Consider the following 14,002-nt stretch of genomic DNA (forward strand, 5'->3'; position numbering starts at 1 on the left):
ATTAGGGAAAATTGCTCTGGTGTGATCTCCATACCCGATAGTTTACTCGCTCAGGCCATTAGTGTTAACAGGCCCTAATAACCTGTTGCGCTCGGAAGCAAGTTCGGCCGGCGCTCAGCGAGCACCATTGTTTCCAACGTTACATGAGCAATTTGCGAGGTCGTGTCGAGTCGTCATCTGCAACGCACGCGGCTTGATCGTTTTGAGCACGGCGCTGTTCGCCGTAGTGGCCGCTTCATGCGGGTCCTGCTGCCGCGCAGCCAGAAAACCGCGTCGCGCCCGGCGCCACCGATCTGGGCAAGGTCACCGTCACCGGCTCGCGTATCGCGCATACCGGCTTCGTCACGCCCTCGCCGGTCATCGCAATCAGCGCTGGAGAAATCCGCGCTACCTGCGCGACCACCATCAGCGATCTGATGGCACGCATGCCCGCGCGTGCACCCAGCTACACGCTGGGCAATTCCACCCGCTTCATCGGTACCGCAGGTCTGGGCTTGCTCGACCTACGCGGCGTGGGCGTGGACCGCACGGCCGTCGCCATGTGGGTTCCAGCCAGGGCTCGACTGCGATGGACGTCAATATGATCCCGGTGGAATGGGTCGAGCGCGTTGAAGTCATCACCGGTGGCGCATCGGCTGTGTACGGCGCCGACGCGGTGGCCGGCGTAGTCAAGCTCATCCTCAAAAAAAACTTCACCGGCTTTGAAACGCGCACGCAGACACGTCTGGCCGACGAGGGCAACTACACCCGCTCCTTATGCCAGCGTTTGGGCAGGCACAGATTTCGCAGATGGCCGCAGCCACCTCGCGGTGTCTGGCGAATACAGCAAGCAGAAGCTGAGGTATCCCCACGCTTTCCCTTTACCAATCATAAGCTTGCGTCATGAACCGGTGGAAACGAGACGCTCACCACGTAGATAGGCATCGTCGATCTGCACGAAACCTGCCCAATGTCCGCATAGATTCGCGCTCAGCCATGACCTGCATGATCTTGTGCTTCATCCGCCAGGCGCGCTTGCACAAAGCGCCGCGCAGATCCTGCGACTGCTGGCTGAAGGCCGGGGCTAATCAGGTTCATTTTTATCGACACCACTGCAACTAAACGCTCCAAGAATTCAAACGACGCAATCGCAGCGCATTGCACGCAACAGGACATCCATAACGCCATCCGCACACAAGCCTCAACAAAGCTCAACGCGTGCGCCCGCAAGGCAGCGTCCGCTTATGCTCGGCGTCCCTCAGTGCGGCTGACGTCCATGTCATTGTTCAAGACCTCCACGCTCGCCCTGGCACTTGTTGTGGCTCTGACAGGCTGCAAACGCAGTTCGGACAGCAGTACGCCGGCCACTACCGCTGCGCAGACACCTGCGGCTGCCCCTGCGGCCCAGGCAAAGCCTGCGTTCGACAGCAGCGAATTGGGCCTTGCAGGCGGCGCATGTGAGAACCTGGACGAATTCGTCAATGGCAGCTGGGCGAAAGACAATCCGATCCCGCCCGATCGCACCAGTTGGGGCGTGGACGAAATCCTGTCCGAAAAGAGCATGGCGACTCAGCGCAACATTGTTGAAACCGCCGCTGTTCAGCCGGGCAAACATGCAAATTCGCTGGAGCAGAAGATCGGTACGCTCTATGCCTCAGGCATGGACGAAGCCGCCATCGAAGCGGCAGGCGCCCAGCCGATCCAGCCACAACTGGACACGATTGCCGCGTTGAAATCCGGCAAGGATGTCGCCGGTTACATCATCAGCCGTCATGGCGTAGGCGATGGGCAGGTGTTCGCGTTCGGTGCCGGCGCAGACTTCCATAATGCCGACATGCAGATCGCGTTTACCCAGGAAAGCGGCCTGGGTCTGCCGACCAAGGACTACTACACCGACGCAGAGCACGCATCCATCCGCGACGCCTATCTTGCCTACATCGCCAAGTCGTTCGAACTCACCGGCAGTTCCGCCGATGTGGCCAAGACGCAGGCAAAAGATGTATTGGCACTCGAAACACGCTTGGCTGCCGCATCGCTGAAGCCAGTGGAGGCGCGCGAGCCCAAGAACCAGTATCACCTGGTCAGTCTCGCCGAGGCGGACAAGCTGACGAAGCACTTCCCGTGGAAAGACTTTTTCGCCGCCCAGGGCGTGGAGGTCGGCAAGGGCTTCTCGCTGGCGCAGCCGCGCTTTTTCGCTGCGTTCGATCATGAACTGGCCAACGCGCCCATTGCACAGTGGCAAGCTTACCTGCGCTTTCACGCGATCGATGAGGCATCCGCGCAGCTCAGTAAGGCGTTTGTCGACAATCGCTTCGCCTTTTATGGCAAGACCCTCTCCGGGCAACCAGAGCAACTTCCACGCTGGAAGCGCGTCCTGCGCGCGGTCAATGGCGCAATCGGCGAAGGCGTGGGTCAACTGTACGTCGCCAAGGTGTTCACGCCCGAGGCCAAACAACGTGCCAGCGAATTGGTGGACAACGTCCGTGCCGCGCTCAAGGCGCGCATCGAGAACGTCGACTGGATGAGTGCGGAAACCAAGGCTAAGGCGATCGCCAAGTGGGGCACCTTCCTGCCCAAGATCGGCTATCCGGATACCTGGCGCGACTGGTCCGGGCTGGACATCGTGCCCGGCGCGTATTACCGCAATCTGCAGGCCGCGGCCACATTCAACTATCGCTACGACATCGCTCAGATCGGCAAACCTACTGACCGCAAGCGTTGGCAGATGACTCCGCAGACGGTCAACGCGTATTACGAACCCAGCACCAATTCCATCAATTTCCCTGCGGCAATCCTGCAACCGCCGTACTTTGATGCCAACGCCGACGATGCGTTGAACTATGGCGGCATTGGCGCGGTGATCGGTCACGAGGCCACCCATGGTTTCGACGACCGGGGCAGCCAGTTCGATGGGGCAGGCAGTAACGTCAACTGGTGGACGGCAGAGGATCGACGCAAGTTCGAGCAGCGCAGCGAGCAGTTGGTCAAGCAGTTCGATGCCTATACGCCCCTGCCAAACCACCCGACGCTGCATGTCAATGGCAAGCTCACGCTCGGCGAAAATATTGCTGACCTGGGCGGCACCAACGTGGCCTACGACGCGTTGCAGACCGCTCTGCATTAGCACCCAGAACGGGCAAAAGCGATCGACGGCTACAGTCCCGAGCAACGTTTCTTTCTCGCTTTTGCGCGGAGCTGGCGTCAACGCGTGCGCGAGCAACAGCAGATGGTCCACCTAGCCTCCGACCCGCATGCGCCCAGCAACCTGCGCGCCATTGCGCCTCCTTCGAACATGCCGTCCTTCGCACAGGCCTTCGCGTGCAACGCAAGCGATGCGATGGTGCGCGCCGAAAAAGATCGCGTGGTGATCTGGTAAGTGCCGATCCGATAACCGACTCCAACCGCTTCCAGCACCAAGCAACACGCACAGGCCCGCCCACGCGGGCCTGTGCGTTCATGCAAGCGGCCGGCACCGGGGACGAACGGCAGCTCGCGCCCGCCTGCACGAGGCGCAGCCTTGCTAAACTCCGCCGACTTCAATCTGGCCACCCTTGTTCTCGATGCCCACCATTCGTCCGCTTGCCCTCGCTCTTGGCTTCAGCCTGATCACGCTGCTGTCCGCCCCCGACGCCGACGCCGCGCGCAAGAAGAAGGCCGCTTCCAAGGCCCCGGCCGTCTCGGCGGCCTGCACCGATTTCTACGACTACGCCAATGCCGGCTGGCTCAAGGCCAACCCGGTGCCGCAGACCGGCGCCGTTACCGCACTGAGCCAACTGTCCGAGCTCGCCCTGCAGCAGCAGCGCGAGCTGCTGGATGCGTCGATGGAAACCCCGCAAGGCAACGTGCAGAAGCTGCTCGGCGACTTCTGGGCCAGCGGCCTGGATGAGGCATCGGTCGAAAAAGATGGTTCCACGCCCATCGCCCCCTTGCTGTCGCGCATCGACGCGATCAAAAAAGCCAAGGATGTGCCTGCGTCCATCGCAGCGCTGCATCAGGTTGGCATCCCGGTCGGTTTCAACTTCGGCCCGGACGTGGACCTGAAAGCACTCGACCGCCACATCGGTTACTTCATGCAGGGCGGCATGGGCCTGCCCGACCCGGCGTTCTACACCCGCACCGACGCCGACACCCAAGCGCTGATGGGCCGCTACCGCAACTACGTCAAGCAGATGCTGGCGCTGACCGGCACCACCGCCGACAAGCTCGAAGCCGATGCCGCCTCCGTGCTGCAGATCGAAACCGCACTTGCACGGAGTGCGCAGTCGGTGCAGGGCATCAACAATCCGTTCAATAACTACTCCCCGATCGCCACCAAGGAGTTGACCAAGCAGTACAAGAATCTGCGCCTGGCCGACTTTCTGGAAGCGCAGGGCGTCAAGGACGATCTGGTGTCGATGGCCGACCCGGCCATGTTCAAGCAGTTCGACAGCATGATCGTCAGCATCAAGCAGGAACAGTGGAAGGCCTACCTGCGCTGGCGCGTGGGCGATGCGATGGCGCCGTACCTGTCCAAGAGTTTCCACGATGCCGAATACCAGTTCCGCGGCCGTCTGCTGCGTGGCGATGCCTTGCCTCCGCAGCGCTGGCAGCAGGTGCTGGACGCGATCAACGTCGCCGCCGGCCCGATGCTCGGTCGCGAATACGTGGCGCGTTACCTGAGCAGCGACACCCGCCGCCAGGCCGAAGCCATTGCCGACCAGGTCCGCAACGCACAACTGGCCGCGCTGGAGCGCACCGGCTGGGGCAACGGCGAGGTGATCGCCCAAGCCAAGGCCAAACTGTCGGCGATGAAGATCGAAGTCGGCGCACCGCGTCGCGATCTGGACTACACCGTGCAGCCGATGGGCCGCGGCAGCTTCGGCGGCAACATGCTGATCGCCTCGACCTGGCGTCACCGCGAAGAGATGAAGCGCATCGGCAAGGGCAACGCCGACCGTCGTTGGGACGTACTGCCGCAGCAGCCGGCAGTGGCCTACGACATCGCGCAGAACCGTCTGATCATCACCGCTGCCGTGTTGCAGGCACCGGTGTTGAGCTCCGGCAGCACCCCGGCCGCGCAATACGGCGCTTACGGCGCACTGGTGGCACACGAAATCACCCGTGCCATCGACGCCAAGGGCTCGCTGGTGGATGCCAAGGGCGAGCTGCGCAGCTGGTGGACGCCGGCCGAGAAGACCAGCTGGACGCTGCTGACCGGCAAGGTGGCCAACCAGTTCGCCGCCTACCCGTACCCGGGCGTGCCCAACGTCACGGTCAACGGCGCGCAGACCGCTGAAGAAAACCTGGCCGACCTGGCCGGTGTCGAACTGGCCTGGCAGGCCTTCAGCAAGGCGCAGCCGGCCGCCACCGGAGCCGACAAGCAGGCCTTCTTCACTGCCTGGGCTGGCCTGTGGGCACAGCAGCTGTCGCCGAATGAAGCGGTGCAGCGTGCAAGCGCCGACATCCGTGCGCCGGGCCAGTGGCGTACCAACGGCCCGCTCTCCAACCTGCCGGAGTTCGGTGCCGCGTTTACCTGCAAGCCGGGCCAGCCGATGCAACGCGTGGATGCCGAGCAGTTGAAGATCTGGCGCTGATTCAAGCGCCAGGTAGTCGCTGGCAATAACACGCAGTCACTGGCAATAAAAAAAGAGCGCGGAGTCCGCGCTCTTTTTTTGTCTCCGGCATTTATCTATCTGCCTACCTGCCTCAGACGCGCTCTGCGTAGGAGCGGCCCTGGCCGCGATGAGGCGTTATCGATAAAACCCGTCGCAGCCAGGTCCGCTCCTACGAATCAGTGCGTTGCTCGACCTCAACGCACCACGCGCAGCGGCGGCTTGCGCCCCTTGCCACCGCCCTTCTTCCCGCCGCTGCCACCGAACGGCGATTGGCCGCGCCAGTAGCGAATCATCAACCAGCCGAACAGCATGCCGCCCAGATGCGCGAAGTGGGCAACGCCCGGCTGCCAGCCGGTCGCGCCCAGAAACAGTTCGATCGCACCGAACACAATCACGAAGGTGCGCGCCTTCATCGGAATCGGCGGGAACAGAAGCATCACCCGCTGATCGGGGAACAGCATGCCGTAGGCCAGCAACAGACCGAACACACCGCCCGACGCCCCCACCACCGGCGCGCCGCTCTGGGTGAACCAGGCCATCAGCAGCTGGCACACGCCGGCACCGGCCACGCAGACCAAGTAGTAGGTCAGAAAGCGCTTCTGGCCCCAGGTCTGTTCCAGCGCCGCGCCGAACATGAAAAGCGCCAGCATGTTGAAGAACAGATGATTGAAGCCGCCGTGCAAAAACGCGTAGGTCAGTAACTGCCACGGCATGAAGCTGGCGCCGGGCGAAAACGCATCGAAGCCGTTGGAGATCGGCCACAACATCAAGGACGACAGCGCGGCATCTGAGGGCAGCACACCGGCACCCAGATCGCCCAATGCCCACTGCAACAGGAACAAGCCGATATTGGCGATCAACAATGCTTTGGTGACGGGCGGCAGTTGGGGCATGGCGGCATCCTTCGGAATGCCAACCATCATAACCGCAGGCTTATGAAGGCCCCCACACGGCCGCGTCCAGGGTTTGCGCGGCGCTGGCACGGCGCACTCGCCCCCGTTCTACCGCCACGCCTTCGCAGCGCAGGCGCCGGCATTGTTCGTGATAGCCAGACGACCCTTCGGGCAATGCGATCCGTCCATCGCTACGCAACACGCGGTGCCAGGGCAGTTGCGGATCGTCGTTGCCACTGAGTAAACGCGCCACCAGCCGCGCCCGCCCGGGAAGACTGGCACGCATTGCGACTTCGCCATAGCAGGCAACTTCGCCGGAAGGAATCGAACCGATCACCGCAAGAATGCGCAGTCGTGCCTGCTCGCTTGAGGGCGCCGCAACGTTGGAGGCGGCACGCGCGGGTGGGTTGGAAGATGGACGAATCGTTGGTCGGCGAGGCTTGGACATCACGCAAGGATGCCAGCTAAGGGATCAAAGCCCCTCTCCTGCGGGAGAGCAACTGTCTTGATCAACTGGCAGGGCCAGCCGCCAGTTGGTCTCGCATGTTGGCGTTGAGGATGACCAGCAATGCGCCATGCATCGATCAAGGGGGACACCTGCTGGCGCTGCTGCTGCACGATCGCCAGAACCTGCGTGCGACGCTGCTGGTAGGCGCGCAACGCCCGGCGCCAGTCCCCCAGCGGCTGATAGCGCCTCAAGCTCAGCACCGCCGCCATCTGCGCCAGCACCCGCGCATCCAGCCGATCGGTCTTGGCGAACTGGCCGGTCGCCCTGGCAAAATCGCGCCCTTGCCGAGGGTTGAGGCGCACCACCGGCGGGCCGGCGGCATGCAACGCGTCCAGCGCCATTTGCGCATAGCTGCCGGTCGCTTCCAGTACCACTTGATGCAGCTCCATCGATCCCAGCCAGGCGCACACCTGGCGCAAGCCCGCAGCACTGTTGGCAAAGCGCCGCGCCTGCCGCAGGTCGTGCACATGCACATCCAGCCACTGCTTGCAGACATCAATTCCCACACTGTCGCTCATGGGACAACGCCGCCATGCTCGAAGGGTCGAGAGCCTCCTGTGCAGCCCAGCCTGCTCGTTACGAGTGCTTACTCAAGCAACTGTTCGGGCGTTTGCCAGGAAATTCCGGCGTGGCGACCTCGCTCTCCCGCGGTCGTTTAGACCTGTGGGTTGTCGGTCGACCACGCCGGCTCTCGACGCCTGAGGATTCTCTGATTAACCAATTGCGCGAAGCTTAACTTATTGATTTGACTGAGCCGCATGGCGGCGATGCATAGGTTAATCAGACCTTCTCTAATCTGGCAGATCGCAAAGAGATAAGGGGCTATGAGTTCCTTCATCTCTTTGACTGCAGTTACAGCTTCACCGTAGTCACCGCAACCACCACTCAATGCATCAACACAATCTCTTCGGACGATGTCGGATGAATTGCCACGGTCTCGTCAAAATCCCGTTTGGTCGCGCCAATTTTCACCGCCACCGCAAAACCCTGCAGTATTTCGTCCGCACTCTCGCCTAGCAGGTGCACACCAACCACGCGCTCTCGCTCGCCCACACACACCAGTTTGAACAGGCTGCGCTGGGGCGAAGCGGCCAGTGCATGCAGCATCGGGCGGAAGTTGCTGCGGTACACACGCACCGCACCGTTGTAACGCTCGCGCGCCTGCTCTTCGGTCAGTCCAACGTGCCCAAGCGGCGGATGCGAAAACACCACGCTCGGCACGTTGTCGTAGTCCATGCGCGCATCCGGCTGATTGCCGAACAAGCGATCCATCAACGTGCGACCGGCCGTAATCGCCACCGGCGTCAGCCCGACCTTGCCGCCGACATCCCCGATCGAATGAATATTCGGCACGCTGGTGGTCTGCCCATCGTCTGCCACGACTTCGCCTTTTTCGCCCAGCGCGACACCAATCGCTTCCAGACCCAGCCCTGCGGTATTGGCACGTCGGCCCACGGCAAAAAATACCTTGTCGAATACATCGTTGCTCTGCTCGCTCGTATGCGCCGGGTGCCCATGCACATGCAGCCCACCTTCTGCATCGCGCTCCAGGCCGGTCGTACGAAATCCGAAATGCAGGCGCACGCCGAGATGGCGCAGGTTATCGGCGAGCTGCAAGGTCAGTTCGGCATCGAAGCGCTCCAGCAGCCGCTCGCCTTGCACGAACAGATGCACGCGGCTGCCCAGCGCCTGCAGCAATCCCGCGATTTCCACCGCGATATAGCCGCCTCCCACAATCGCCACATGCGCAGGCGCATGACAGAGATTGAAGAAATCGTCGGAGACTTCGCCATGCTCGGCACCCTCCACGTCCGGGCGCACCGGATGCGCACCGGTGGCAATGACGATGTGCTCAGCAGTGACCCGCACGCCGTCGCCACCCATGATGGTGTGATGGTCCTGCAAGACGCCGCGTTGCGGAATCATGACCACGCCATCCTCATCAAGCCGGCACCGATAACTGGCATGGATCTTGGCGATGTAGCCCTGCCGATGCGTCACCAGTTCCTGCCACGCCAATGTCGGACGCGGCACATCGAAACCGAGCGCGCTGGCAAGTCCGATTTTTCCAGCCATATCGGCCGCCAACCACATCGCCTTCTTGGGCACACAGCCCAGATTGACGCAGGTGCCACCCAACTCGTTCGGCTCCATAATCGCCACGCGGGCGCCGTGTTTTGCCGCGCGAAATGCCGCCGCCAATCCACCGGAACCGCCGCCTAGGATCACCACGTCGTAGTCGTAACGGGCACTCATGCGAATCGCTCTGCCCGGTAAGAAGGATGCGGGTCTAGCGCAGGTGCGCGGCCCGTGATCAGATCGCCCATCGTTTGTCCTCTTGCAGTGCTCATATTGATGACGAGCATGCCATGCCGCGCCGCGAGCCAGACGTGAGGACGGACAGCAGGTCTCCACGGCTCATCGATTGCAATCGGGCGCAATTCAACCCGTCACGCTCGATCCAGTCGTCCTCGATCCAGTCGTCATAGCACCGGCGAGCAATGCGTAACGATCCTGCGCACGACTGCATGCAGGCTGCGTACTTGGCCTGGCAACTGCGCGCGGTGCAACGCCTCCCAATCCGCAGCAATACGCGCGCTGCTGCACACGTGTCACTCCACGCGTGCGCTGCCATGTCGCATCGGCTGTACACGCAGATAGGTCACGCTACGCCACACCCATTCCATTGGCCCGAAGCGGAACCAGCGCAGCCACAGCTGACTCAGCACCACCTGCAGCGCGAACAACGCCAGCGCAAACGGCAGCTGCCCCACGCGCGGCAACTGCTCGAAATAGCCCAGTCCATAACCGTAGAAGATCCAGGTGCACAGCAACGACTGCAGCAGATAGTTGCTCAACGCCATGCGCCCGGCCGGCGCGAGCCACGCCAAGCGTGGTGCCAGCTGCACCACCCATGCGGCATACCCCAAGCTCATCAGCGGCCCGGCGATCAACGACAACGCGAAGGCGCCCGACACACGCAAGTCCAGACGCGCCGGGTCCATCCACGGCTGCAACGCATAGCTCACCAGCATCACACCCAGCCCGAGCGGCAACACGCCGTAGCGCAAGGCTTGGAACAGACGCGGGAAACGCGCGGGCGCGGCGATCGCGCCACTGCGCACAAACCAGCTGCCCAACAGAAACATGCCGAGCATCGCCGGGCCATTGATGCTCAGCCCGGTCATCGCCTCCTGCAGGTCATGCCAGCGCTGCAGCGCTGCTTGCAGATATGTGCCGCTACCATAGGCGGCGCGCTGCGACTGCACGTTCGCTACCGCCTGCTGCGCCGCGTCTGCCATCGCTGCGGTCCACTCCATTGCGGATGCAGGATCGGACTGCGTCAACGTCCCAGCCGCGCCGTACAGCAGCGTCAAACCGGGCGCGCAGCAGTAGACCAGCACCGCAACCCACGGCAACGCGATGGTCGGTATCGCGCGCGCGGTCAACAGCAGCAACGCCAGCAAGGCGTAGGTCACCAGAATGTCGCCGGACCACAGCAGCAATGCATGAGCTAGCCCGATTACCAGCAATCCAACGGTACGCCGCAGATACATGCCGAAAAACCCGCGCCCGGCCTGCTCTGCGCGCTGCGCCATCAGCGCAAAGCCCATGCCGAACAACAACGCGAACAAGGTGTGGAACTTGCCCTGCACGAAGATGTAGACCAGCGCATCAGCAACGCGATCGATGCCATGCCAATGCGGATCCACGCCGGTGAGCGCCAGATCGAGCGGGCCGACGAAGGCTTCGATATTCATCAGCAAGATGCCCAGTAGCGCAAAGCCGCGCAGCACATCCAGCACGACGATGCGCTCGTTCGCGACAATGGGCTGCAGAAAATCGCGTAGTGTCATCAAGGCTCAGAACATGTTGTGCACGACAGAATGCAAACAGCCCGCCGAGGTGGCGGGCCGTTGAACATACAGCGGTCATCCAGCGTGGCTGGCAAAACGTCGCGAACAATGCTCAGGTGGAAGCGGAGGGTATCCAAAAAACCGGCGCGCCCGCGTGGCACGTGCCGATTCCAAACAGTGGCCACGCCCGCCTGACAGCTGCGCAATCGTTTCAATCACCGATCTCAGTGGTGATGGCCGCCTTCGCCATGCACATGCCCGTGGTCGCGCTCTTCCTGCGTGGCTTCACGCACGTCAACGATCTCAACATCGAAATGCAGATCCTTGCCGGCCATCGGGTGGTTGAGATCGACGTCGACCACGCTCATGCCAACCTTCTGCACCGTCACTGCGCGCGGGCCGAAGTTGGTCTGCAGCATGACCTGGGTTCCCAATGCCAGCTTGGTGGCGCCGAAGTGCTTCTTGGGCACGCGCTGACTCAGGCCTTCGCGGTATTCGCCGTAGGCCTCGGTTGCCTTGACATCCACGCCGAAGCTCTCGCCAGCCTCTTTGTCCATTATGGACGATTCCAGGCCGGGAATGATGTTGCCGTGGCCGATCATGATCGCCAACGGGTCACGCTCCTTGGAACTCTCGATTGGCTCCTGGCCGATCTCGGAAACGGTGTAGTGGAAGCGGACGACGCTGTCTTTTTGGATCTTCATGCCTGGCTCTGAGTAGGCTGCCCTGTGGCAGACGGTGGAGGACGGCTTGTCGGCCGCCGGGTGCGCCGCCATCATGGCGACCTGTTCTAACAGACCATTATCCCGGCTCCATGCCTATCACGCCAGTTTTCGCCGCTCACACCCGTCGCGTCGCGGCCAGCCTGTTGCTGGGGCTGCTCGTCCTGCTGGGCGGTTGTGCGCAGACGCCGGTGCGCCGCCAGACCGCTACGCCGCCAGCGCTACGCGTGTGGCCGCAGGTGCCGCCAGCGGACCCGGCCACCGCCAACAACATCCTGATGCGCGCGTTGAGCCTGGTCGGCACACCTTACCGATATGGCGGCAACTCCCCGGACACCGGCTTCGACTGCAGCGGGCTGGTGGCGTATGTCTATAAAGATGTGTTGGCGCTGTCGCTGCCGCGCACGTCGCGCGAACTGGCTGCCGTGCAGGGCCCCAGGATCCCGCAGGAAAAATTGGCAACCGGCGATCTGGTGTTTTTCGGCTCCGGCGGCAACGTGACCCATGTCGGCATTTATGTCGCCGATGGCCGCTTCGTGCATGCCCCCAGCACCGGCGGTACAGTCCGCTTGGATTTCCTGGATGGGGCCTACTGGCGTGACCATTATTCAGGTTCAAAGCGTGTTTTACATTGAAATGTGATTTAAGTTCCAATTAATAAAACGGAAATTTAACTTTTTTTGAACGTAACGATTCTTCCATCAAGGCATTATCGCGCATCCACAGCAGAAATGTGATTCCCGCGTGACGAACGACGAACAGATCAATCCTGGCGCCGCACCGCTTCCGCCCCGGAAACCGCTCCGCCTGCTGTGTGCCACCGCTCTATGGCTCGCCGCACTTCCCGCTCTGGCACAGACTGCCAATAGCTCCTCATCCTCTCCACAGACGACCGCGCCAGACAGCGCCGTTGCCGCCGAGAAAGCCGCAACCCGCAGCCGCGCCGACGCCGCTGCCACCGCAACACTGGCCGCCCTGCTTCCGCACCTGGCCGCCAATGACGCCATTCCGCTGATGGACCGCTCGGCGATTTTCGCCGGCGACCTCAGCCGCCTGCTCGCCAATTACGACGTCTCGCAGAGCGCGGCCACCGCCGCCCAGAACGCCGTGGCCGACAGCCGTGTACAAGTGATCCTGCAGCGCGCCATGGCCCTGCTCGGCACCCCGTACGTCTGGGGCGGCGAGTCCGCCGAAGGCTTCGACTGCAGCGGTCTGGTCGGCTACGTGTTTAAGACCGCCCTGGGCATCGACCTGCCGCGCGTCTCGCGCGATATCGCGCGAGACGAGTCTGCAGAGCTGATCAAGGATCCGAGCGCACTTAAGGCGGGCGACTTGGTGTTCTTCGGCCGGCGTGGTCGCATCGACCATGTAGGCCTAGTGGTCGGCGACGGCAAGTTCCTGCATGCGCCTAGCCGCGGCAAGGACGTGCGCGTGGATTCGCTGGCCAGCGGCTACTGGAGCGAGAAGTTCATCCAGGCGCGCCGGGTGCTGTAAACCCGAGTGCTTCGATTGCATGATCAAGCAGGCTGCGGCGATCCTGCAGCCTTTTTGGTAGCAGATGGCTTTTTTATGTGTGTGCTTCAGCAGCAGCGGACCAATTGACATCGGCGCCGCGCAAGCACGTGCATCCTGCTCGGGTCACCGGGTGCGCAGCCACCCGATCAGCGCGCAGCATCCGTTTTGTAATGCGACATGATGTCCTCAATCCCCTTGCTCAGTTCCATCACACTGAGCGCTTACTCGGCCAGGCGCTGATCTTCCCGCGTGTCCGGCTGCCGCGAGGGCACTGCCACCGGCGTGATCCCGTTCGGGTCCATCGCCACGAACACGATGATGCAATGCGCGCACAGCCGCGGGTTGCCGCCCATGGGGCAGCGCACACGCACATCAATGGCGAAATGCATGCTGGTGCGCCCCGTGTAGACCAGCTTGGCCGATACCGCGACCAGATCCCGATCCGCACCGGCGCCACAAAGCGAATGCAACCCACCGCCACGGTGACGCAGTAATGCGCGCTCCAGCCACTGGTTGCGGCAAAGCCCACCTGGTCGATCCACTTCATCACCACGCCGCCATGCACCTTGCCGCCAAAGTTGATGTCGCTGGGCTCGGCCAGAAAACGAAATGTCAGATCACGCTGTTCGCCAATCGCCGCACGCCCTCGTCAATGGATGAGCTGAAAGTGTGCCATGCCGGTGTGGTGTCGGTGCACAGGGATGTATGGCAGCTGCATTTTGCTGCGGTAGACGTGCAGGAACAGCAGTGTCGACCAGTGAGCGCACGCGTTAAAAAACTTTATCGCGCCCTTCTCGCTGGGCATTAACAGGAAATCTCTACAGCGTGAAAATCGATCCAATCACAAACGCTGGAAAAGGAGCCTCTAAAAACCCCAGCAATCTGCCATCATTGACTTGACGCCCTGCCAGCGGAGAACGACAGACATGATCAG

General features: G+C 62.2%; 10 protein-coding genes, 1 other RNA gene and 5 pseudogenes. 6 read left to right on the forward strand and 10 right to left on the reverse strand.

Features of this window, described 5'->3' with window-relative positions; all coding sequences use genetic code 11:
* Positions 1-162: 162 nt before the first annotated feature.
* Positions 163-833 (forward strand): annotated as a pseudogene (locus tag XpopCFBP1817_RS15345) (TonB-dependent receptor plug domain-containing protein); the annotation flags it as partial.
* A 68-nt stretch (positions 834-901) separates the two neighbouring features.
* On the opposite strand, the pseudogene XpopCFBP1817_RS15350 reads toward XpopCFBP1817_RS15345, so the two are convergent.
* A pseudogene (locus tag XpopCFBP1817_RS15350) lies at positions 902-1,028 on the reverse strand (IS1595 family transposase); the annotation flags it as partial.
* 227 nt (positions 1,029-1,255) lie between these two features.
* On the opposite strand from XpopCFBP1817_RS15350, the pseudogene XpopCFBP1817_RS15355 reads away from it, so the two are divergent.
* Together XpopCFBP1817_RS15355 and XpopCFBP1817_RS15360 are read left to right on the forward strand one after the other, a co-directional pair.
* A pseudogene (locus XpopCFBP1817_RS15355) lies at positions 1,256-3,355 on the forward strand (M13 family metallopeptidase).
* Positions 3,356-3,539: 184 nt separating this feature from the next.
* Positions 3,540-5,552, forward strand: coding sequence for a M13 family metallopeptidase (locus XpopCFBP1817_RS15360; protein WP_128417764.1), 2,013 nt, complete (start codon positions 3,540-3,542; stop codon positions 5,550-5,552).
* 215 nt (positions 5,553-5,767) lie between these two features.
* Here XpopCFBP1817_RS15360 and XpopCFBP1817_RS15365 read toward each other — a convergent pair whose 3' ends face one another.
* From XpopCFBP1817_RS15365 to XpopCFBP1817_RS15395, 8 genes and pseudogenes are all read right to left on the reverse strand, one after another.
* Entirely contained in the window at positions 5,768-6,466 is a 699-nt protein-coding gene (locus XpopCFBP1817_RS15365; protein WP_128417765.1) for a rhomboid family intramembrane serine protease, read from the reverse strand.
* A 40-nt stretch (positions 6,467-6,506) separates the two neighbouring features.
* The gene (locus XpopCFBP1817_RS15370) at positions 6,507-6,914 is read right to left on the reverse strand and encodes an MGMT family protein (protein WP_128417766.1); all 408 of its coding nucleotides are present in this window, start codon (positions 6,912-6,914) and stop codon (positions 6,507-6,509) included.
* Entirely contained in the window at positions 6,914-7,492 is a 579-nt protein-coding gene (locus XpopCFBP1817_RS15375; RefSeq protein ID WP_128417767.1) for an IS110 family transposase, read from the reverse strand. The genes XpopCFBP1817_RS15370 and XpopCFBP1817_RS15375 overlap by 1 nt, the downstream gene beginning before the upstream one ends.
* 367 nt (positions 7,493-7,859) lie before the next feature.
* Positions 7,860-9,230 (reverse strand): glutathione-disulfide reductase, encoded by a 1,371-nt coding sequence (gene gorA, locus XpopCFBP1817_RS15380; protein ID WP_128417768.1) that lies wholly within the window; start codon positions 9,228-9,230, stop codon positions 7,860-7,862.
* Positions 9,227-9,379: pseudogene (locus XpopCFBP1817_RS23175) on the reverse strand (amino acid dehydrogenase); the annotation flags it as partial. The pseudogene XpopCFBP1817_RS23175 and the gene gorA, both read right to left, overlap by 4 nt.
* A 207-nt stretch (positions 9,380-9,586) precedes the next feature.
* Positions 9,587-10,831, reverse strand: coding sequence for a DUF418 domain-containing protein (locus tag XpopCFBP1817_RS15385; protein ID WP_128417769.1), 1,245 nt, complete (start codon positions 10,829-10,831; stop codon positions 9,587-9,589).
* Positions 10,832-10,917: 86 nt separating this feature from the next.
* Positions 10,918-10,994: non-coding RNA, sX9 sRNA (locus tag XpopCFBP1817_RS15390), on the reverse strand.
* Positions 10,995-11,055: 61 nt separating this feature from the next.
* Complete coding sequence (locus XpopCFBP1817_RS15395) at positions 11,056-11,535, reverse strand: FKBP-type peptidyl-prolyl cis-trans isomerase (protein WP_128417770.1); 480 nt, start codon at positions 11,533-11,535, stop codon at positions 11,056-11,058.
* 110 nt (positions 11,536-11,645) lie between these two features.
* Here XpopCFBP1817_RS15395 and XpopCFBP1817_RS15400 point away from each other — a divergent pair, with 110 nt between their 5' ends.
* Positions 11,646-12,188 (forward strand): C40 family peptidase, encoded by a 543-nt coding sequence (locus tag XpopCFBP1817_RS15400; protein ID WP_128417771.1) that lies wholly within the window; start codon positions 11,646-11,648, stop codon positions 12,186-12,188.
* A gap of 109 nt (positions 12,189-12,297) precedes the next feature.
* On the forward strand, positions 12,298-13,047 hold the full coding sequence (locus tag XpopCFBP1817_RS15405) for a C40 family peptidase (RefSeq protein WP_128417772.1): 750 nt from the start codon (positions 12,298-12,300) through the stop codon (positions 13,045-13,047).
* A 167-nt stretch (positions 13,048-13,214) separates the two neighbouring features.
* Here XpopCFBP1817_RS15405 and XpopCFBP1817_RS15410 read toward each other — a convergent pair.
* A pseudogene (locus XpopCFBP1817_RS15410) lies at positions 13,215-13,669 on the reverse strand (acyl-CoA thioesterase).
* Here XpopCFBP1817_RS15410 and XpopCFBP1817_RS15415 point away from each other — a divergent pair.
* The gene (locus XpopCFBP1817_RS15415; protein ID WP_244171199.1) at positions 13,562-13,876 is read left to right on the forward strand and encodes a hypothetical protein; all 315 of its coding nucleotides are present in this window, start codon (positions 13,562-13,564) and stop codon (positions 13,874-13,876) included. The pseudogene XpopCFBP1817_RS15410 and the gene XpopCFBP1817_RS15415 overlap by 108 nt on opposite strands.
* The last annotated feature ends 126 nt before the right edge of the window (positions 13,877-14,002 follow it).

The organism is Xanthomonas populi, from assembly GCF_002940065.1.
GTDB lineage: Bacteria > Pseudomonadota > Gammaproteobacteria > Xanthomonadales > Xanthomonadaceae > Xanthomonas > Xanthomonas populi.

Excerpts from the sequence above, each read along its gene's own strand:
- XpopCFBP1817_RS15360 (WP_128417764.1), top strand. The coding sequence starts at position 3,540 with ATGCCCACCATTCGTCCGCTTGCCCTCGCTCTTGGCTTCAGCCTGATC.
- XpopCFBP1817_RS15365 (WP_128417765.1), bottom strand. The coding sequence starts at position 6,466 with ATGCCCCAACTGCCGCCCGTCACCAAAGCATTGTTGATCGCCAATATC.
- XpopCFBP1817_RS15370 (WP_128417766.1), bottom strand. The coding sequence starts at position 6,914 with ATGTCCAAGCCTCGCCGACCAACGATTCGTCCATCTTCCAACCCACCC.
- XpopCFBP1817_RS15375 (WP_128417767.1), bottom strand. The coding sequence starts at position 7,492 with ATGAGCGACAGTGTGGGAATTGATGTCTGCAAGCAGTGGCTGGATGTG.
- gorA (WP_128417768.1), bottom strand. The coding sequence starts at position 9,230 with ATGAGTGCCCGTTACGACTACGACGTGGTGATCCTAGGCGGCGGTTCC.
- XpopCFBP1817_RS15385 (WP_128417769.1), bottom strand. The coding sequence starts at position 10,831 with ATGACACTACGCGATTTTCTGCAGCCCATTGTCGCGAACGAGCGCATC.
- XpopCFBP1817_RS15395 (WP_128417770.1), bottom strand. The coding sequence starts at position 11,535 with ATGAAGATCCAAAAAGACAGCGTCGTCCGCTTCCACTACACCGTTTCC.
- XpopCFBP1817_RS15400 (WP_128417771.1), top strand. The coding sequence starts at position 11,646 with ATGCCTATCACGCCAGTTTTCGCCGCTCACACCCGTCGCGTCGCGGCC.
- XpopCFBP1817_RS15415 (WP_244171199.1), top strand. The coding sequence starts at position 13,562 with ATGCGCGCTCCAGCCACTGGTTGCGGCAAAGCCCACCTGGTCGATCCA.